The 19469-nt window shown below is 58.2% G+C and carries 16 protein-coding genes; 5 read left to right on the top strand and 11 right to left on the bottom strand.

All coding sequences use genetic code 11. From position 1 onward, the window contains the following. From VD17_RS12670 to VD17_RS32185, 3 genes are all read right to left on the bottom strand, one after another. A complete protein-coding gene (locus VD17_RS12670; RefSeq protein ID WP_046054103.1) occupies positions 1-1131 on the bottom strand; it encodes a LuxE/PaaK family acyltransferase in 1131 nt (376 codons plus the stop codon). Positions 1132-1152: 21 nt separating this feature from the next. Further along, positions 1153-2394: an MdfA family multidrug efflux MFS transporter gene (locus VD17_RS12675; RefSeq protein WP_046054104.1), complete on the bottom strand. Its 1242-nt coding sequence runs from the start codon at positions 2392-2394 to the stop codon at positions 1153-1155. A gap of 274 nt (positions 2395-2668) precedes the next feature. Beyond that, the gene (locus VD17_RS32185) at positions 2669-2806 is read right to left on the bottom strand and encodes a hypothetical protein (protein ID WP_008155215.1); all 138 of its coding nucleotides are present in this window, start codon (positions 2804-2806) and stop codon (positions 2669-2671) included. Positions 2807-2963: 157 nt separating this feature from the next. Between VD17_RS32185 and VD17_RS12680 the strand changes: the two genes are divergently transcribed. Continuing rightward, positions 2964-3152: a hypothetical protein gene (locus VD17_RS12680; RefSeq protein ID WP_033055104.1), complete on the top strand. Its 189-nt coding sequence runs from the start codon at positions 2964-2966 to the stop codon at positions 3150-3152. A 19-nt stretch (positions 3153-3171) separates the two neighbouring features. On the opposite strand, the gene VD17_RS12685 is transcribed toward VD17_RS12680, so the two are convergent. Beyond that, complete coding sequence (locus tag VD17_RS12685; RefSeq protein ID WP_046054105.1) at positions 3172-3543, bottom strand: fe2+ zn2+ uptake regulation protein; 372 nt, start codon at positions 3541-3543, stop codon at positions 3172-3174. A 245-nt stretch (positions 3544-3788) separates the two neighbouring features. Here VD17_RS12685 and pvdQ point away from each other — a divergent pair, with 245 nt between their 5' ends. Beyond that, a complete protein-coding gene (gene pvdQ, locus VD17_RS12690; RefSeq protein ID WP_046054106.1) occupies positions 3789-6134 on the top strand; it encodes a bifunctional acylase PvdQ in 2346 nt (781 codons plus the stop codon). A gap of 56 nt (positions 6135-6190) precedes the next feature. Here pvdQ and VD17_RS12695 read toward each other — a convergent pair whose 3' ends face one another. Beyond that, positions 6191-7192, bottom strand: a complete 1002-nt coding sequence (locus tag VD17_RS12695; protein WP_046054107.1) for a FecR family protein — start codon at positions 7190-7192, stop codon at positions 6191-6193. A 98-nt stretch (positions 7193-7290) separates the two neighbouring features. Continuing rightward, the gene (locus tag VD17_RS12700) at positions 7291-12114 is read right to left on the bottom strand and encodes a dermonecrotic toxin domain-containing protein (RefSeq protein WP_046054108.1); all 4824 of its coding nucleotides are present in this window, start codon (positions 12112-12114) and stop codon (positions 7291-7293) included. A 229-nt stretch (positions 12115-12343) separates the two neighbouring features. On the opposite strand from VD17_RS12700, the gene VD17_RS12705 reads away from it, so the two are divergent. Next, positions 12344-13384 carry an Ldh family oxidoreductase gene (locus VD17_RS12705; protein WP_046054109.1) on the top strand — a complete coding sequence of 347 codons (1041 nt, stop codon included), beginning with the start codon at positions 12344-12346 and terminating at the stop codon, positions 13382-13384. A gap of 92 nt (positions 13385-13476) precedes the next feature. On the opposite strand, the gene VD17_RS12710 is transcribed toward VD17_RS12705, so the two are convergent. After that, complete coding sequence (locus tag VD17_RS12710; RefSeq protein WP_033055096.1) at positions 13477-13794, bottom strand: DUF883 family protein; 318 nt, start codon at positions 13792-13794, stop codon at positions 13477-13479. A 164-nt stretch (positions 13795-13958) separates the two neighbouring features. Between VD17_RS12710 and VD17_RS12715 the strand changes: the two genes are divergently transcribed. Next, positions 13959-14210 carry a hypothetical protein gene (locus tag VD17_RS12715; protein ID WP_008155229.1) on the top strand — a complete coding sequence of 84 codons (252 nt, stop codon included), beginning with the start codon at positions 13959-13961 and terminating at the stop codon, positions 14208-14210. 108 nt (positions 14211-14318) lie between these two features. Here the strand turns inward: VD17_RS12715 and VD17_RS12720 are convergent, their stop codons facing one another. After that, a complete protein-coding gene (locus VD17_RS12720) occupies positions 14319-15233 on the bottom strand; it encodes a LysR family transcriptional regulator (RefSeq protein WP_046054110.1) in 915 nt (304 codons plus the stop codon). A gap of 85 nt (positions 15234-15318) precedes the next feature. Between VD17_RS12720 and VD17_RS12725 the strand changes: the two genes are divergently transcribed. Then, a complete protein-coding gene (locus tag VD17_RS12725) occupies positions 15319-16242 on the top strand; it encodes a carbon-nitrogen hydrolase family protein (protein ID WP_046054111.1) in 924 nt (307 codons plus the stop codon). A gap of 156 nt (positions 16243-16398) precedes the next feature. On the opposite strand, the gene VD17_RS12730 is transcribed toward VD17_RS12725, so the two are convergent. From VD17_RS12730 to VD17_RS12740, 3 genes are all read right to left on the bottom strand, one after another. Next, complete coding sequence (locus VD17_RS12730) at positions 16399-16872, bottom strand: LEA type 2 family protein (protein ID WP_046054112.1); 474 nt, start codon at positions 16870-16872, stop codon at positions 16399-16401. A gap of 57 nt (positions 16873-16929) precedes the next feature. After that, positions 16930-18402, bottom strand: a complete 1473-nt coding sequence (locus VD17_RS12735; RefSeq protein WP_046054113.1) for a nucleobase:cation symporter-2 family protein — start codon at positions 18400-18402, stop codon at positions 16930-16932. A 162-nt stretch (positions 18403-18564) separates the two neighbouring features. After that, the gene (locus VD17_RS12740) at positions 18565-19458 is read right to left on the bottom strand and encodes a LysR family transcriptional regulator (protein ID WP_046054114.1); all 894 of its coding nucleotides are present in this window, start codon (positions 19456-19458) and stop codon (positions 18565-18567) included. Positions 19459-19469 lie beyond the last annotated feature (11 nt).

Below are 19469 nucleotides of genomic sequence, written 5' to 3' on the forward strand. Positions count from 1 at the left end.
TCAAGCCCCTCCCAGCAATTCGGAAGCCGCCATGGCGCAGCTGCGGCTAGCGGTGGTGCCAGCGCGTCCGTGCAGCTCGAACCAATCGGTCGTCAGGCCGCATCCACAATGTGCGCCGGGGTGTAATGTCGCGAGATCGCCCATGACCACCGCGTGAGCAGGGCTTGACGAAATGTATGGGGAGACGAATTCCAGCAAGCCGCGCTGGCCGTATGGCTGGATCGTGAAATCGGATGGGTTGCGCACGAAAACCTTCGAGTAAATGGGGACATGAAAATGATGGCGGGCACATTGGATATAGGGCACGGCATGCTCGACGGCACCGTAACCATCCCGGCAGCGGGACAGGTCGACACCCAATTGCCGATTGATTCGGGCATACAACTCAAGCAGGGGAATCTCTCGTGCTGCCTGGGTTTTCCAGCCACCCCCCAAAAACACCAGTGACTGAGCGGGCAACTTGAGATTCGGTGCGCAGGTGTTTTCCATGTGGTGTAGCGCATGGGAAAGAAACGCAGGAAATCCGAGAATCCGCACAGGCAATCCCTCGTCGGCAAACTCCTGCAAGGCGCGAATCACGCCAAACAGGTCGAACTCGTGACCTTCACCCGTCCGGCGCAATCCGTAGACGACCCGATTGACGGGCGCATAGCTGCAGAGAAACTGGTCGGTGTAAGTGGTGCCCAAGGTGATGGCCGCCTCGGGCTCGTAGCTCAGGAGCAAGTAGTTGCAGGGGCTGTCCGGCGTATCCCAGCCGTAGTGCCGGAAAACGTGGCTCACCATGCCTTGAGCCGCAGCCATGCTGCGAGGGTCATAGCGCATGCGACTTTTCTGGCCGCTGGTGCCAGACGATGTCAGCTCCAGCGCGCCTTCGCCGGTGGGGCCGAACAACACGTGACGTTTGAAATAGTTGGCGAAAATCGGTGGCAACCTGGACCAGTCATCCAGTGTCTCCAGGTCCTTTGCCTCTAGCCCGTTGGCGTTTAGCCAGCGTTCGTAGCCAGGCGTGTGGTGACAATGAAACAGGCTGATTTCCCCCATCGCCTGGTCAAACAGACCCTCGGGTACGGAATCCAGGCAATAGGGTTGCGCTAACGCGCAGAGCGCATCGGTGTGGGGTAAATGGATCATCAATAGACCTACTGTGTGGTGTCAGACGGCAAGCGCGATGTGAGAGCGCCGCAGAAACAGGCTTAGGGGTGCCAGGCACAGAAGCCCCGCGATACCCGCCATCCAAGCGAACGATTCGTGGCTGTCACCGGCACCGGCGGCCGCAATAAGCGAGCCGCCACCGCCCATGACGGCGATCGAGATCATGCCGATCATGGCCGAGACCAGACCTTTGCTGTCGTCGCTGGCGAACAGCGCAAGCCGGTACAGCGCGGCATTGCTCATGCCCAGCCCCACGGCGTAGAGCGTCAGGCAACTGATCAGCACGACTGTCGAAGCACCGTAGAAGCTGACGGTGACTAGCGCGATGACCCCGCCGCAAAACGGCCACAGGGCGTATCGGATCAGTGATGGCAGTTCAATGTTGGCAATCAGTCGGTTGAGGATCAGATTGCCGAGAATGACTGCCGCAAACACCGGGATTTGCCACAGGCCATAGTGCAGGGTTGAAAGCCCCTGGTTGTGGATCAGCAAGAGCGGCGCCAACCCGATCCAGGCAATCAAGGGCAGGCTCATCACGCCCAGTGCGACTGCGGCGCAAAGGAATTGCGGGTTAGTCAGCAACGCGGCATAGCGGCGCACAGTGCCGTGCCATTCAAAGCGCACGGCTTCCAGTCGCTGACCGTCGTGGCGCAGGGTGCCCACGGTTTCCGGCATGCACAGGTAAAGCCCGAGCCAGATGATCACGCCGCTGATACCCAGCAGTAAAAACAGTTCCCGCCAGGACAACCACTCCAGCAGCAGACTGCCGAGCAACGGCCCCAGAAGCGGGGAGAGCAGCGCAACGTTCCCCAACAACGCCATGATTTTGACCGCGTCGGCTTCGCAGAAAACTTCTTGCAGGGCCGGGTAGCTGACCGCGATGACAAACCCCAACCCCATGCCCTGAATCAGTCGCAAGCCGTTGAACGCATAAATGCTTTGCACGTTGAACGCTGCGGCACAGGCCAGGGCGAATACCGCACAGCCGATGAGCAGCATCCGGCGGCGACCGAAGTGATCAGACAGTGGCCCGATAAGCCATTGCAGAAGCATGCCGCCGGCCAGATAAAGATTGAAGGCGTAGGGGACATGGTCGGGGCTCGCATCCAGTTGTCGGGTGACGGTCAACATGGCCGGCATAATCATGTCGCTGGCCATATAGGTCAGCAGTTCGAACAGAGTGATTGCAAGGCAAAAGCCAAACAAATGGTGGGGGCTGATATTGATTAAAGGCTTGTGCATGGCATCCCTGTTTTTGCTCAAAATTCAATAGCGGGTTTATTGCGATGCACCGAGAGTAATCATCGAATATCAATAGCTCAAATGGACTATTAAGACCGAAAGCTTCAATGGTTATCGCTATGTTTCGATGGGCACAGGAAAGGAAATAAGAAGTGAATAGGCATGTACGAAAAATGCCCGCGACAGGGCGGGCATTTGTTCAGTAGTTATTGGGTGGGGTATTTGTCTTACGAATGAATGTTCATTTATTCACGCTTTATGACACAACCAACCCTTATCGATGCTGGTAATAACCCGGCCCGCCACGGTCGTAATGGTGACCGCCGTGCCAGCCGCCGTGGGGGAAAACGATGCAGCCGCTCAGTGTCAGGAGAGCGAGCAGGGGAATCAGCAGTGTGATTCGACGGAACATTTCAAAATCCTCATGGTTATCGCCACTATGAAGCCAAAACTCTTCATCGGCTGTAACATGAGACCCCGTTTGTAGCGTCCCATCCCCGGAGAAAGGTAGGGGCTTGGCATGCGTTCTGATACAAACCGGATACATTTTTCAGGTTCAGGAACTCGCAATGACTCAGTCGCAACGTTTGAAATACTCGATTCTGATCTCCCTCGTGGTGTTGGGGATCATGTTCGGCCTTTCGTATCTGCAAAACGCAGGCGTCATCAGCGAGAAGCTGTTTCAGTACATCGCCATCGGCGTGGCGGTGATCGTGGTGGTGATCAATGGCATGATGCGTCGCAAGGTCAAACCCTGAACGACGCGCCTTGAGCGGATCACTCGCGATGGAGCATGGCAGCAGCGTGCGGATGCAGGCTGTAGCTTTTGTCTGCATTGAGCGTGATCACGCCTTCGCTGCACAAGCGCTTCAACACTTCCCGCACACTGAGAAAGGACAGGGGAATATCCAGGTCCAGCAAGTGGCTGTGCACGCCGCGCACGCCAAGGCTACGGTCGCTTTCGGCGGCGGTCAGCAAGGCGTCGATGACTTTCAGGCGGATCAGACTGGTTCGCAGACCATAGCTTTTGAGCAGCAGCCTGATCCGCTCGTTGCCATTGCGCTCGCCCCGTTGAGTGAAAACACCGGAGCCCATGGCGGAGCCCTGTGGCGCATTGCTACCGTCCGTTGGCAGTTGCGAGTTGTACATGCAAAAACTCCTTTTCCGAGCCGGCCAGGAAATGTGATGGGTGCTCTCACTCAATAAGACGTACGAGCAGGGCAAATAATGAAGCCCCGAATGTAGAAATTTTGTCTCCATCACGTTAGCAGCCTGTGAGACGGCCGTAAAAAAGCGCCTTTCACGGCCTAAATTTTTGTCATTTGTTTCGTTCCTAGGGAAAGGCGCAGTGCGTGTATGACGCAGGGTGTTTGTCTTTTCGATCAGGAGCGAGCGTGATTATTTCCAGGCAGTTAACCCGGTTGAGCCTTGCAGGCTTGTTGGTGGGCTTGAGTCTTGCGGCAAACGCACGCAGTCAGCCGGAGCAGGCGAGCGCCGACATTCGCCGGACCAGTTTCGGTGTGCCGCATATCCGTGCCGACAACGAGCGCGGGCTCGGTTATGGCGTTGGTTACGCCTACGCTCAGGACAACCTGTGCCTGCTGGCCAATGAAATCACTACCGTGAACGGCGAACGTTCACGCTATTTCGGCCCGGATCAGTTCACGGTCGAAGAACGCGAAAACCTGGTCAGCGATCTGTTTTTCAATTGGCTGAACACACCACGGGCCGTCGAGGGTTTCTGGCAGGCGCAAACCCCGCCAGTGCGCGATCTCATTGAAGGGTATGTGGCGGGCTATAACCGTTCGCTGACAGAACGTCGGGTGCAGGGTTTGCCGCCGCAGTGTCAGGGCGACTGGGTGCGCGAGATTACCGTCCAGGATCTGGTCAAGTTGACGCGGCGCCTGTTGGTCGAAGGCGGAGTAGGGCAGTTTGCCGAAGCATTGGCCGGTGCAACGCCACCCAAAGCCGTGGCTCATGTGGCAGGCGACCCGGTGTCGTTCCAGGTGGCCGCCTCGCGCATGCAGCGTTTTGCACTGGATCGCGGCAGCAACGCCGTGGCGGTCGGCAGTGAACGTTCGTTCAATGGCCGCGGCATGTTGCTGGCCAATCCGCATTTCCCTTGGGTCGGCGGGATGCGTTTCTATCAAATGCACCTGACCATTCCCGGCAAACTGGACGTCATGGGCGCGGCGCTGCCGGGGTTGCCGATGATCAACATCGGTTTCAACCAGCACCTGGCGTGGACCCACACGGTGGACTCCTCCAAGCATTTCACCTTGTATCGCCTGCAACTCGATCCCAAGGATTCGACCCGTTATCTACTCGACGGCAAGTCATTGCCGATGAAGAAACAGACCCTGACCGTGAACGTGAAACAACCGGATGGCCAGACCAGACCGGTATCTCATGTGGTCTACAGCTCGCAGTTCGGCCCGATCGTGCAATGGCCCGGAAAGCTCGACTGGGACAACCAGTTCGCCTACAGCTTGCGCGACGCCAATCTGGAAAACGGCCGGGTCTTGCAGCAGTGGTATGCAATGAATCGCGCGGTCAGCCTCAAGGATCTGCAGGCCTCGGTGCACAAGATCCAGGGGATCCCGTGGGTCAACACCCTGGCGACGGATGATCAGGGGCAGACGCTGTACATGAACCTCTCGGTCGTGCCGAACGTGAGTGCCGACAAACTCGCCAGATGCAGTGATCCGCGGGCCGGGTTGCAGATGATCGTTCTCGACGGTTCCAACAGTGCGTGTGCCTGGGACATCGACCCGACGGCTGCACAAAAAGGCATTTTTGCGGCCGACAAGTTGCCGCAGCTCTTGCGCAAGGATTTTGTGCAGCACTCCAACGATTCGGCCTGGATGGCCAACCCGGCGCAACCGCTCACCGGTTTTTCGCCCCTGATCAGCCAGGATGGCCAGCCATTGGGGCTGCGCTCACGCTTTGCACTGGATCGCCTGAATACGTTGAACAAGGCAGGTCCCATAGCCGCGACGGATTTGCAACACATGGTGATGGACGACCAGGTGTATCAGGCGGCACAAGTGATGCCGGACCTGCTGCAGTTCTGTGCGGCGGCACTGGGTACCGATGCGCCTGCGCTCGCGCCGTTGTGTGCCAGTCTCAAGGCTTGGGATCGCAGTGCGAATCTGGAGAGTGGCCTGGGGTTTGTGCATTTCCAGGATGTCATGGCGTCGCTACAGGAAACGCCTGATCTGTGGCGTGTGGCGTTCGATCCGAAAGACCCGCAACACACCCCGCGTGGCCTGGCGGTCGATCGTCCGGAAGTCGCAACGGCAGTTCGCGAAGCGATGTTGGCGTCGGTCGCTCAGGTGAACAAGATGGGGCTCAAGGCCGATAGTCGCTGGGGTGATATCCAGGTGGTCAGCAGCGGCGGCCAGCAGACGCCGATTCACGGTGGACCTGGCACTCTTGGCGTTTATAACGCCATTCAGAGCGTGCCGAGAACCGACGGGAAACTCGAGGTCGTCAGCGGTACCAGCTATTTGCAGGTCGTGACTTTCGATGACAAGGGACCGCAGGCCCAGGGGCTGCTGGCATTCTCGCTATCCAGTGACCCGGCCTCGCAGTACTCCAGAGATCAGACCTTGGCATTTTCCAGGAAGCAGTTGAGTGTGTTGCCGTTCACCGAACAGCAGATCACGTCCGATCCGCAGTACCAGGTTCAGACGATCCGCGAACAGGATGAAAAAGCCGGGAAGGTGGCCGTACAGTAACGCTGAGGGTGTTTGAACGAAGAATGAAGGCCGCACCTTGCAAAAGGTCGCGGCCTTCAGCTTTTTGGGGCTTGTTGCGGAATGGAATTGAGGACCGGATTGCCATCCTTGTTGCGGGTCAGGTAGACCGGCAACACCTTGGGCAGGGACGCCACCAGGTTGTTGAGCTCTTTGATGTTGTAGATGCCGCCGATGCGAATCGAGCCAGTGCTGTGGTCGGCTACCATCACCGGTTTGCTCAAGTAGCGATTGATCAATGGCAATGCGTCGGTCAGCGCCAGATCATCGAGCACCAGTTTTCCGCTGCGCCAGGCCAGTGAGTTGTCATTGTCGTAAGTCTGACTGATCCGGGGAGTGAAGTCGCCGCGTCTATAGCTAGCCTGCATCGCTGGCTCGAGGCGCAAACCGTCACCTGTAACGGCGTCATTACTGCTCACCAGCACCGAACCTTCTATCAGGTTCACGCGTACCTGATCTTCATACATCCAGACGTTGAATTTGGTTCCGGTGACGCGAATCCTGCCTTCGGCCGCTTTGACAATGAAGGGGTGTCGAGTGTCATGGCTGACGCTGAAGAAGGCTTCGCCTTTTTTCAGCGTAATCCGGCGTTGATCCTTGTAGTTGCTGAACGTCAGCTCACTGCCCAGGTTCAGTTCCACCTGACTGCCATCGCTCAGGGTGATCTGGCGGACATTGTCGTTCGCCTCGAAATGTTGGTAGGCATTGGGTAGCCAGCCCAGGTTCCAGCCGCTATAGGCCGCCAGCGGCAATGCCAGGGCGCAAACCGCGGCGGCGATACCGAAGGTGCGCCAAGGTGTAGCAGGCTTGGCGCGGACCATCGGGACCACGGTTTCTGGGCGTGGCAGGTCCCCCGCGACATCCCAGATCTCCAGCATGGCCTCGTACTCGAACGCGTGAAGCGGATGAGCGTCATGCCATTGCTCGAACGCCAGCCGCTCTTCAGCAGTGCAATCGTTGGCATGCAGACGCATGCACCAATGCGCAGCGGCATCGGTGATTGCGTCATATTGGGCTTGCGAGAGAGGGTTGTCGGTCATTGACTCATCCTGATTTCCTGCATTCTAACCTTGTGAGGAAGTCTGCGAGAACAACCGTCATGGCATTTACCCATCAAACAGGCACTTATTTTTAGAACTCACGGGGTGCTGGTGTGCAATTGGCGCCCCAGATGAGTGATCAGCCAGGTCACGCTGTCGGCGTTAGCGAGTTGCACCCCCAGTCGGATCAGTGGGTCTTTTTTGAAGGTTGTGCGGGCACCGCTGAGGTTGTCCTGGCCGGTCAAGGTCAAGATATGTTTCTTTATCCGATCAGTATTTTCATCAGAAGTGTTACCCAGGTCTTCCCATTCACCGTCATCAGTGTTCAGGACTTTGAACAGCTGTGTATAAGGCGTCTTGATTGACAATGCGCTGCCCTGAAGATCGCTTAAGGCCGTCTTGAGGTCAGTGGCGTAAGGACTGGCCGCGCCTATCAGGTCGACGAACGGTCTGCCGGTATCGAGATAAGAAATGTCTTCGGTATTGCAGGCAATGTGCGAAACCTCATGGATCAGGGTTGCCGCCCGGGCATGAGTGTTGATGGGGAAGGCGGCGTCGGACAGGTGTGGACGGTAGAAGTCGAAATTGGGAAAGAAGAATTTCTCTGTCAGGTAAATTTTCCTTTTTACGTCCTTTGGAAGGGTGAAGGCGTAGGAGTTTTCCGCGCTATCGAGGAGTTTTCCGATCACAAAACGCCTGGAATTCGGCTTTCTGAGTGTCGGTTCCAACAAGGCCGCAAAAACGTCGCCCAGGACTTTTTCGATCTTCTCCACATGTGCGTCTGTCACTGCGGGCACGTCGATAAAATCCATGATGAGCCGATGCACGGGGGTTACCGTGCCGTCAGACGTTTTCAGCCGTTGCAGGTTGCGAAAGCTGTTCCATGCATAGGTGGTTGCCAGATCCAGCGCCTCGTCAATCTGACGAGCCTTTTGCGGAAAAATTTGACGGATTTGGCGCATTCCATGGGCTTCGACATTAATACTTACCCAGACCGATATTGCGCTCTGTACCCGGTTGATGAGGCTGAAGCGGGGCGCCGGTGTTTCCCTGTCCAGAACCCATTGCTTCGATTCGTTCAGACGTAGATAAGGGCCACGGTTTTTTGTGTCGCCTATACGCCAGCGGGGGCCGTGCTTTTCGACGGGATACACTTTGCCTTCAACCGGCCCGTAGTGTTTTTTTGTCGACGGATGAGAGTAGAGCCCAAGCCTGGAGTCGTGTGTCAGTGAACCCAGATCGACGTCAATGCTTTCATGACGCTTCAACTGCGTGCGCTCGCGTGCGGTGAAGTCGATGGCCTGCCATTTGAGTCGAGCGTCAGGCGTTCCTGGCGCCGGCGCGCTGGTCGTCGAAGGCTCCGTCACTGGATTCGCCATCGATTGCCGCAACGAGGCCAGTTGTGCAATGCCGCTGATAAATTCCTTTATCGCCGCTCCCCATTTGTGCGTTTGAAGGTCCTCTGCGGACTGCTTGATGTCTTGGTAACTGCGCCACACCGTGATCGGATAGGCAAGCTTGCCCGTCAAGAACGTAAATGCCTCGTGCAAATCTTCACCCAGCACATGCTTGATGGTTGCCCATTCACCCTGCCTGTTGTCATCGGTCTGACAACCAAGCAATCGGGTTAATACCCCGACGTTGTCGTTGAACAAGTGTTTGAACAGATTCCCCTTGATCGGATTGGACGCCAGCGTCACTTCGGGGAGGCGGTTACTGGAGGTCGCCATCCTGTACTCAAGCAGTATCCGATCAGGCTGCGCAAGGTTCATGAGTACCCAGTCGAGCAGACCGCCGCGAGTCTTCAGTTCTGTCAGCAGTTGTGTTTCATTCTTATATTCTTTCACTCCGTGCCGAGGGCTGTGAGGCGCGAGAAGGACCTGTGGCGCTGCACTGTCGGCCGATGAGCCGATCAGATAGACGCCTGGTACTTTAATCGCCTGTTCGCTCTTGATACCCAGGATTTCAAGTGGGCGGATGATCGCGTGGGCACCGTCGACAGCCGCGCGGGCGATGGCGTCGGGCATATCCATGACTTGGCGAATAAGGTCAAACCCGGTTTCGCTCAGGCGCTCTTGCAGTTTTTCCGAATGGGCGTAGTGCATCAGCTGCCAGGGTAATTGTGCGTAAAACCTCTTCTTGCGGTCCGTCGCATTCGCTTGGGTGTCTGCAAAGGCTTCGTTCAATGTCTTTTGTTGATGTTCACCCAGCTTCAAGTTTCGTATCAGGTTTCTGATGTAACTTTGGTCCATGTCCTCGGGAATCACGGCGGTATCCAGCGACACCAGTCTGAAATGGGTTATGTCCAGATTCTTGAAGTGGGTCAATGCAAAGTCGGTCAAGGTTTGAGTGCTGGCCGCAGACCTCGGGCGTGCGCTGATCAGGACCTGGACCTTGTCCGGATCAATGTCGAACGTATCTGCCTTGAGTTGTTTTTCAAGTGCGTGGTGCGCCGTGCGCGCCAAGGAGCGTATGCCGGTGAGGTAGTCCTGGTCGTTGGTGACATTGTGGAGGTATTGCTGAAGCAACTCTCCATGCAATATCTGATCTTTGATGGACGCCTTGGCCAGCCATGCGGGCAGTTTTTGCTGAGTGGTGAGGGATTGGGCAATGTCCGTCGCACGGAGCAGCCCGGTCATCGGTTGGCGTAGCGCCACCAGGTTCAGAAGACTGGCCAGGGTTTTCGCGGGGAGCTTCGTGGCCAGCGCACGGGTGACGCACGCCTGGTCCAGCTGGACATAGGGCTTTTGCACCTGATCGAGAAAAGACTGATCTATTCGCTGCAGTGGGGCGAGGGTGTAGGTCTGCCCAACCACTCTCTCGCCACGTCCAAGGTTCTCCAGAAGGGTGGTGCGATCATCGGCGTCCTTGAGGCGTCGATCCAGCTCGGTCAGCAACGGAGTCAATGCCCTGAACGCTTCAAATCCCGACGCCGGCGTCCACAAAATCGCCTTGCCCGAATGCATCGGGTCCAGGCCTCCACGTTCAGTCAGCACAAAACAACTGGCCAGTTTCAACGGGGCCGTGGCTTCGCTTGCCTTCAACGCCAAGGAAAATACGTCCGGCAAAAAGCCGTTCAATGCCGCTCGCTGCAAGCGTACCGGGGTATCAAGCACGGTTTTGATGATCGCCTGTTCCGTCGCACTCAGGGTGCGCATGACGGTGTGCAGCTTCAATTCACTGCGCAATGCCGTTGACAGAGTGTGAGTGAAGCTCGATTGCAGGCTCCCGAGTGATGAATTGACGATACGCTGCACTTCGGCAAACGTGCGGGTTGTTGCGGGAATAGCCGGGTGGTTTTCGAGGAGTTGGTCGAGCGCCACCTTAACGGAGGAGAGTCGGGCCAGTTGCTCTTTTGCCGACTCGGCACGAACGGTGGCCGGTTGCGCGCTCCAGCGCTGGTCGGTTTGTGTACTCCAGCGTCCTGCGGCATCGGCCGCCAGCAGTCGATCGTCGATCAGTCCCCGGACATCCAGTGCTTTGTCGATCAAGGCATGGGGATCCTGTGTACCGTCGCTTTCACGGTAACGGCTCAGCGCGTGGGACAGGTTCTCCCGTTGCTTGCCAAGGATGTCGTCCATCAATTGTTCAAACACTGGGCCGATGATCGATTCACCTGCAATGACACGCTCATCCGGCGCCAATGAAAGAAACGTGCCGCGTTCGTCCGAAGACATGAAGTTGAGCAGCGTGTCTTCGTGGCCTTCGCTTTTCATCATCTCCAGGACGATTCTCCTGACAGCGGGCAGGTCGCTTGTTGCCTCGATGCCTCTGGACTGTGTGTACAGAAAGCCCAGGGTTTCGCGGCTGCCGATCATCAAGGTCGAGGCCAGTTGTGCGTAATGCTTGAAGGGCGCGGTGATACGCACTTTTTCGATGCGAAGCGGATCGACGGTTTCAGGTTCGAGGCTGACATTCATCAGTCGCAGGTATTCCTGCGTCGTTAGAACACCTTGCTGGCGCTGAAGCAAAAGCTTCACGTGAAAGGTATCGCGCAAACCCTCGGCAAAAAACTCCGAGCGTGACCGCCCGTTGAACATCGGTGTGTTCCAGAACGTCTTGAGCAGGCTCTGCAAGTGAGGGGTAAAACTTTGTGCGATCTCTTTGACTGCGCTTTCCCAGGCCTGGTTATCGGCGTCGCTGCTCACACTGTGTTGGGGATTGGAAAAGACTCTGGAATCGCCAGTCGGCCACTCGTTGGTCAGGTAGTAATGCAGCAGGGCATCGCTTAGTGAATACGAGGAAAGCGTGTGCGGGTCATCGCTGCCGTTGGAGGCTGAAATCGTCCTGACAAAGCTCTTCAGTCGAGTAAGGCGCTGGTCCAGTTTGGGGAACGGTTTGTGCAGCGCGTTCTTGAGGGCCTCGTCCAGCATCGATTGCAGCGTTGGCAGCTTGACCAGCTCACCCAACATCGTCTTGATGTTCTGAGCCTGATTGCGCTCGAGGGTGAGTTCCTGAGCCTGGAACACTGCACCGTCGATTGCTTGCGTGGCAATGTCTGGCGCAGTGGCGGCAGCTAAAGCGCTGCGTTGCTCGATGGAGAGAAAGCGCAGCAGCTCACGCTTCCCGGTGGGCTGTGCCAACCATTCCTTGAGTCTGCTTTTGAGGTCCTCCATGTCCGCGAATTTGATCAGGCCTTTCCACGGTGTGTAGAGCGTGACTTCTCCATCGTTGGGCCGGCTCATGGCAAAAGCGCCGGCCAGGGGGATATTGGGTGCATCAGGCACGCTTAAAAGCAACCGGTCGACGTGCATGGGCTTGATATTGGCGATACGGATTTCATGCGTCGCCAGATAAACAACCTGCAACCACTTCAGGTCATCAATCGTGAAGGACAGTGCCTTTTCGCGATCATCGGGCTGTCTGGCTCTGGATGCGATTTCTGCCTCGTCGAAAAAATACGGTAGTGGGGGAGCAATCATGGTTTTCCTCAATGTGCTGCGATCGGCGGGTAATCGCCGGTCGTTGGATTGAGGAAAACAGTACGGTCAGTGGAACGCTTGGGTGCGGTACATATTGCTTGAGCCGAACAAGCTGTCGAGACTTGACAGGACGCCGGTAAAACAGCGCTTAATCGACAACTGTTTTGGGTTGCCCTGCAACCTTGTTTCACCCTGTTGCCCGTACTCAATAATAAAACTGGAGCTTCAGATGACCGCAACGCCCGAAGTGGCCGTCAGTTCGAACACTCAAACGCTCGATTTCGACGCGCTCGTTCTTTTGCTTGAGCAGATTTTTCAGCGCCATGGCACCTCCGCCGAGGTGGCCAGGACTCTGGCCCTCAACTGCGCTGGCGCCGAACGCGATGGCGCCCATAGCCATGGCGTGTTCCGCATTCCCGGTTACGTATCGACGCTCCAGAGCGGCTGGGTCAATGGCCAGGCCGTGCCGGTAGTCGAGGACGTGGCTTCGGGTTTTGTCCGGGTCGACGCCGGTAATGGTTTCGCCCAGCCGGCCCTCGCGGCCGCACGCGCACTGTTGGTGGAGAAGGCCCGCAGCGCTGGCATTGCGGTGCTGGCGATTCGTAACTCCCACCATTTCGCCGCCTTGTGGCCGGATGTCGAGCCCTTTGCCTATGAAGGTCTGGTGGCGCTGAGCGTGGTCAACAGCATGACCTGCGTGGTGCCGCACGGCGCCGATCGTCCGCTGTTCGGGACCAACCCGATTGCTTTCGCCGCGCCTCGGGCTGACGGCGATCCGATTGTCTTCGACCTGGCGACCAGCGCCATTGCCCATGGCGATGTGCAGATCGCCGCACGCAAGGGCGAGCGTTTGCCGCCAGGCATGGGTGTGGACGGTCTTGGCCAGCCGACCCAGGACCCGAAAGCGATTCTTGAGGGCGGCGCGTTGCTGCCGTTTGGCGGGCATAAAGGCTCGGCGCTGTCGATGATGGTGGAACTGTTGGCGGCGGCGTTGACCGGCGGCAATTTTTCCTTCGAGTTCGATTGGTCGAATCATCCGGGCGCCAAGACACCGTGGACGGGCCAACTGTTGATCGTGATCGACCCGAGCAAGGCGGCCGGGCAGAGTTTTGCCGAGCGCAGTCAGGAGCTGGTCCGGCAGATGCACGGGGTAGGGCTCAAGCGTTTGCCGGGTGATCGACGTCACTTCCAGCGAGCCAAGGCCAGCACCGATGGCATCCCGCTCGACGCGCAGACGTTGGCGAATTTGCGGGCGTTGGCCGGGCTCTGAGTCCTGCATACTCTCAGTCTGCATAAAAGCCGGGCATGAAAAAGGCGAGCGCAATGCTCGCCTTTTTGCTTTTGTACCTAAAGCAGAACCGCTTACCGCCGACCGAGCAACAACCCGACAACCAGGCCGAAACCGGCAGAGATCGCCACGGTTTGCCACGGGTGACCACCGATGTAGGTTTCAGTGGCTTCGACCGCAGGTTTGGTCCGGTCACGAACGCTGGTGACGGAGTCCCGAGCCTGCTGAAGTTTCAGGGCGATCTGCCCGCGAAGTGTGTCCGCTTCCTCACCGACAAGCGAGGCACTGCTTTTGAGCAGCTTTTCCGACTCTTCGATCAGAGCCTGAAGTTCGCTGAAGGCTTGATCCTTGATCTGGTCTTCGGCGATTTGTGCGGCGGTTTTCCGGGCCATTGAGATACTCCTTGCAGATAAATGGGCAGTGATCAATGGAGTCTGTCTTCAGCGAAAAAGTTGCAGTGGATTTCGCGTTGACCCAACCCTGACGAAAAATCCTGAGTCGGACATTTCTTCCTACAGTGTAAGATGTCGCCTATTTTACGCAGCAGGTAACTCCCATGAGCTTCAATCTGGCCGACAAACCCCTTGCCGAGCGCGCTGCGCTCGAAGATGAGAAATCCCGTCTGTTCGATCTCTGGCAAAGCAACCTGGGCAAGTCCAAGGGCGAGGCCGCACGATTGTTCGGTGAACGCGCCAAGCGCAAAGGCAAATGGGCGGAGTGGGTCCGTGCCGAACTTGACGGCATGTCGCCACCGGAATTTGCAAACATGGTGCGTAGCGAAGTCAATCGCCTGATGGCTGCCAAGTAACCTGAACCCGACACACATATCTGTAGGAACTGCCGCAGGCTGCGATCTTTTGATCTTGTTTTAAAAAAGCAAAATCCAAAATCAAAAGATCGCAGCCTGCGGCAGCTCCTACGCGCTCGCGAAGCTCGCGACAATCGCTTCCCGTACTTTCAGCACCACCGGATCGAGCTGCGTACTGGTGCGCCAGCCCAGTTCGATCGGGTAACGTGGCAACGCCAGAGGGCAGGGCAGCAGCGCCAGTCCGCTGAGCGCCGCAATACTTTGCGCCGCATGGGCCGGAATGGTTGCCACGGCCTGACTGCCCTTGAGCAAGTGCGGCAATGCCGCAAAATGTGTGGTCGAGGCGCACACACGCCGACTCAACCCCAGCGCCGCCAGCCCCTCATCGGTGATCCCGATAAAGCCGCCCGACGACACCAGAATGTGCTCGCGGGCGACGAACTCATCAAGGCTGAGGGTCTGCTGTCCCTCGGTCAGGCTCATCGGGTCCACCAGGCACCGATAACCGCCTTCTCCCAACACCTGACGGCTGAGCAAGCGCTCGGCAAACCCACCGGCGGTGATCGCCAGATCGATGCTGCGTTCCATCAACGCCTGGGCGACGATCTGGCTATGGGTCTGACGAAAGATCAGCCGCAGCTTCGGCGCGACGCGGGCGATTTCCTCGATCAGCCGGCGCCCATAAGCGATTTCGAAATCATCGGACATACCCACGGTCACCGAGCGCCCGTCGTAATGGTGGGCGGCCGGATCGACCATCGCCAGGCTCTGCCGGCATTTGTTCAGGGCATCGCTGACCACCGGTTTCAACTGGTTGGCCTTGAGCGTGGGCGCTAGTCCGCGGCCGGTACGCACAAACAACTGATCGCCATACACCTCGCGCAGCCTTCGCAGTGCGGCGCTGACGGCTGATTGCGTCACGCCCAGACGCAACGCGGCCCGGCTGGCGCTGGACTCTTCATGCAGCGCTTCGAAGACTTTCAGCAGGTTGAGATCGACGGTGGCGATATTCATTTGGTTCATATCATTCAGCAGTGAATGGGGCTTTATTGATGATCCCGTGGCGCCTGAGAATGAGCAACACCTCATTGCTTTCGGAGTTACTGCGATGCCCAAGTCAATCGTTGCTGCACTGCAAATCGGCTCTTTGCCCGGCGGTAAAGCCGATACCCTGGAACAGATCCTTGCCTGGGAAAACGCGATTATCGAATCCGGCGCGGCGCTTGTGGTCATGCCGGAAGCGTTGCTTGGCGGTTACCCCAAAGGCGAGGGCTTTGGTACTCAGCTGGGTTATCGGCTGCCGGAAGGGCGTGAAGCCTTTGCCCGGTATTTCGCCAATGCGATCGACGTGCCCGGCGCGGAAACCGAAGCGTTGGCCGGGTTGTCAGCGCGCACCGGCGCGAACCTGGTGATCGGTGTCATCGAACGCGCCGGCAGCACCTTGTACTGCACCGCGTTGTATTTCGATCCGCAGGCCGGGCTGGTCGCCAACCACCGCAAACTGATGCCCACCGGCGCTGAGCGGTTGATTTGGGGCAAAGGCGATGGCTCGACGCTGCCGGTGATCGACAGTCAGGTCGGGCGGATAGGCGCGGTGGTGTGTTGGGAAAACATGATGCCGCTGCTGCGCACCGCGATGTACGCCAAAGGCGTGGAGGTCTGGTGCGCGCCAACGGTGGACGAGCGGGAAATGTGGCAGGTCAGCATGCGCCATATTGCCCATGAAGGCCGCTGCTTTGTGGTCAGCGCCTGTCAGGTTCAGGATTCACCGCAAGCCTTGGGCGTGGAGATCGCCAACTGGCCTGCGGACCGGCCATTGATTGCCGGTGGCAGCGTGATCGTCGGGCCGATGGGCGATATTCTGGCGGGGCCGCTGCGTGACAGCGCCGGTTTGCTCACCGCGGAAATCGATACCGATGACTTGGTCCGCGCCCGTTACGACTACGACGTGGTCGGGCACTACGCGCGCCCGGATGTCTTCGAACTGACAGTCGATGAGCGCGCCAAACCGGGCGTCCGCTTCAACGCATAACCCCTGTGGGAGCGAGCTTGCTCCGGGCGGCGTTCCGACGATAGCGGTGGTTCAGGTAACCAATATGTTGAATGTGCCGTCGCCATCGTCGGAACGCCGCCCGGAGCAAGCTCGCTCCCACATTTGATTTGTGGCGTTCACACCTGCTGTGGTGACTCACCAGGTGCCGGTCGTCGGCGTTGGCAGGCTGAGTTTGCCGCTGTCCACGAAACGCATCGTCCCGAACAAGCCGCCCGCGAGTTTGCCGCGCAGGACGTAGGGCAGGTTGTCGAAGGTTTGGGTTTTGCTCAGGCCCAGGGTCTGGCGCAGCACGGAGAACGCCGAGACACTTACCGGAACGGTCAGCACGGTGTCGGAAAAGCGTGCAATCGAGCCCGATTGATCGCTGACGCCAGAGGCGAGTGGCTGGCCGTTGACTTCCAGGTCCAGGGCCACGCCGTTGTAACTGATGGATGTCTCGTTGGGGTTTTGCACGCGTATTTTCACGGCAAAACGTACTTCCATGTCCTGGCTTTGTAGCGGCTCGAAGCCGACCACGTTGATGTTCAGCGGGTCGCGATTGGGCAGCAGGGCGCAGGCGCTCAGGGAGAGCAATAGCAGGGAAAGGATAACGGCGTGGACACTGCGCATGGACATGCTCTCTTAAAGAAAAGGCCGAACCGCCAGTGGCTCGGCCTCGAGCATTTTCTAGCGGTTCAAGGGTGCGACAGCGGCGGGCGAGACGGGTTCACCCTTGGCCGGGACATCCGGATTTTCCATGACCCGCAGGATCGAGGCTTCCGGATCGAAATCGTCCTCTTCCAGCTCAATGAACTCTTCGGGCAGGAAGATATTCAGCACGATTGCGCACAACGCGCCGACGGTGATCGGCGATTCGAAGATGTTGTGCAGCGCCTTCGGCAATTCGCGCAGCACTTCCGGAACCGCCGCGACACCCAGGCCCATGCCGAGCGAAATCGACACGATCAGCATGTTGCGCCGATGCAGGCCGGCTTCGGCGAGGATTTTGATCCCGGCGACGGCGACAGTGCCGAACATCACCAGTTCAGCACCGCCGAGTACCGGTTTGGGCATCAGTTGCAGCACCGCGCCGATCATCGGGAACAACCCCAGCACCACCAACAAACCGGCAATGAAGAACGCCACGTAGCGGCTGGCCACGCCGGTGAGCTGGATCACGCCATTGTTCTGGGCGAAGGTCACCATCGGCATGCTATTGAACACGGCGGCCATGGCCGAATTGAGGCCGTCGGCGAGCAGACCGGACTTGATCCGGCGGATGTAGATCGGGCCTTTGACCGGCTGCCGGGAAATCATCGAATTGGCCGTCAAGTCACCGGCGGCTTCCAGCGGCGACACCAGGAAAATCACCGCCACCGGCACAAACGCCACCCAATCGAAGTTAAAGCCGTACTTGAACGGCACCGGTACGCTCATCAGCGGTACGTCGGGCAGGCTGGCGAAGTTGACGTCACCCATCAGCCAGGCCACGGCATAACCGAGGGCCAGGCCAATGACGATTGCACCGAGGCGCAGGAACGGCACATCGACCCGATTCAACAGCACAATGGTTCCGAGCACCAGGGCCGCCAGGGCCAGATGACTGGCGGCGCCGAGGTCCGTCGCACCGAAGCCGCCGGCGATGTCGGTCATGGCGACTTTGATCAGTGACAGGCCCATCAGCGTGATGATCGTGCCGGTCACCACCGGGGTGATCAGCATCCGCAGTTTGCCGATGAACTGGCTCAACACCACTTCGATGAAGGCAGCGAAAAAGCACACACCAAAGATGGTCGACAGGATCTCATCGGTGCCGCCACCCCGGGCCTTGACCAGGAAACCGGCGCTGAGAATCACGCTGATGAATGAGAAGCTGGTGCCTTGCAGACACAGCAGGCCGGAACCGATCGGGCCGAAACGTCGTGCCTGCACAAATGTGCCCAGTCCCGAGACGAACAGCGCCATGCTGATCAGGTACGGCACTTCGCTTTGCAGGCCGAGAGCGCCCCCCATGATCAGGGTCGGGGTGATGATGCCGACGAAGCTGGCGAGCACGTGTTGCAGGGCGGCGAAGACGGTGGCGGTCAGATGCGGGCGGTCGTCGAGGCCGTAAATCAAGTCGGAACGGGGCTGGGGTTTTGCGTGTTCGGATGAGGTCACGAGGAAAGCGCCAGGGGACGGGTCAAAAAATGGAGGCGCAGGATGCCAGAAAGCAGCGAAAGATCAAAAGATCGCAGCCTCGTTTCACTCGACAGCTCCTACAGGGATCGCATTTCAAATGTAGGAGCTGTCGAGTGAAACGAGGCTGCGATCTTTTGACTTTCAGGCAAACGCTGCACGCAAATCCTCTTCAAAGGCTTTTTGTGCATCCCCTGGCACCTGGGCGCGATGGCGGGCCAGATGGAATGCCACGTCGAAACTCATATCGGCACGGCGCACGGCGCGCAGCAATGCCTTGTCTTCCCAGCTGCGGGCAAAGTGTTCGGGTAAATAACCGACATGCTTGCCGGAGAGAATGAAGGCGAGGGTGCCTTCGACTTGCTCCGAGCGCGCCGAACACATCTTCCCCTGGAAGGGCTCGTCGCTGCGCAGGAAGCGGTAAGGGTGATCGACCCGATCACAAGCCTGTAGCGCAAGATCGTCAGGCGCATCGTCGGTGAACAGCGGATGGCCGGGGGCGCAATACAGGTGCTGGGTTTCGGTAAACAGTTCGCGGTAGTCAAAAGCGCTTTGCACTTGTGAGAAATAGCCGATCGCCAGGTCCAGTCGTTGTTGCAGCAGCAACCGTTCCATTTCGCCGGGCATGGCGCTGATTAATTCGATGCGGACCGATTCGTCCCGTTCACGAAAGCGCCGGATCGCATCGGCCACTCGTTGCAGCACGGATTGATCGAGTGCTTCGGACAACCCCAAACGAACCTCGCCGATCAAACGCCCGGCCACACCATTGGATTGGTGGCGGAAGGCTTCGATGGACTCGAACAGGCTGCGAGTCGCGCTGAGCAGTTGTTCGCCCTTGGGCGTAATCTTGAAACCACCCTTGCCGCGACTGCAGAGGCGATAGCCGAGCCGGGTTTCCAGTTTGGCCATTTGCTGGCTGATGCTCGACTGGCTCAAGCCCAACTCACCCTGAGCCGCGCTGAAACCGCCGCACTCCACCACGTTGACGAACAGGCGCAGCAGTTGCAGATCGAGATCATGGAGTTGGCCGAGCATCAAACATTACT

It is taken from the genome of Pseudomonas fluorescens (assembly GCF_000968015.1).
Taxonomy (GTDB): Bacteria; Pseudomonadota; Gammaproteobacteria; order Pseudomonadales; family Pseudomonadaceae; genus Aquipseudomonas; species Aquipseudomonas fluorescens_W.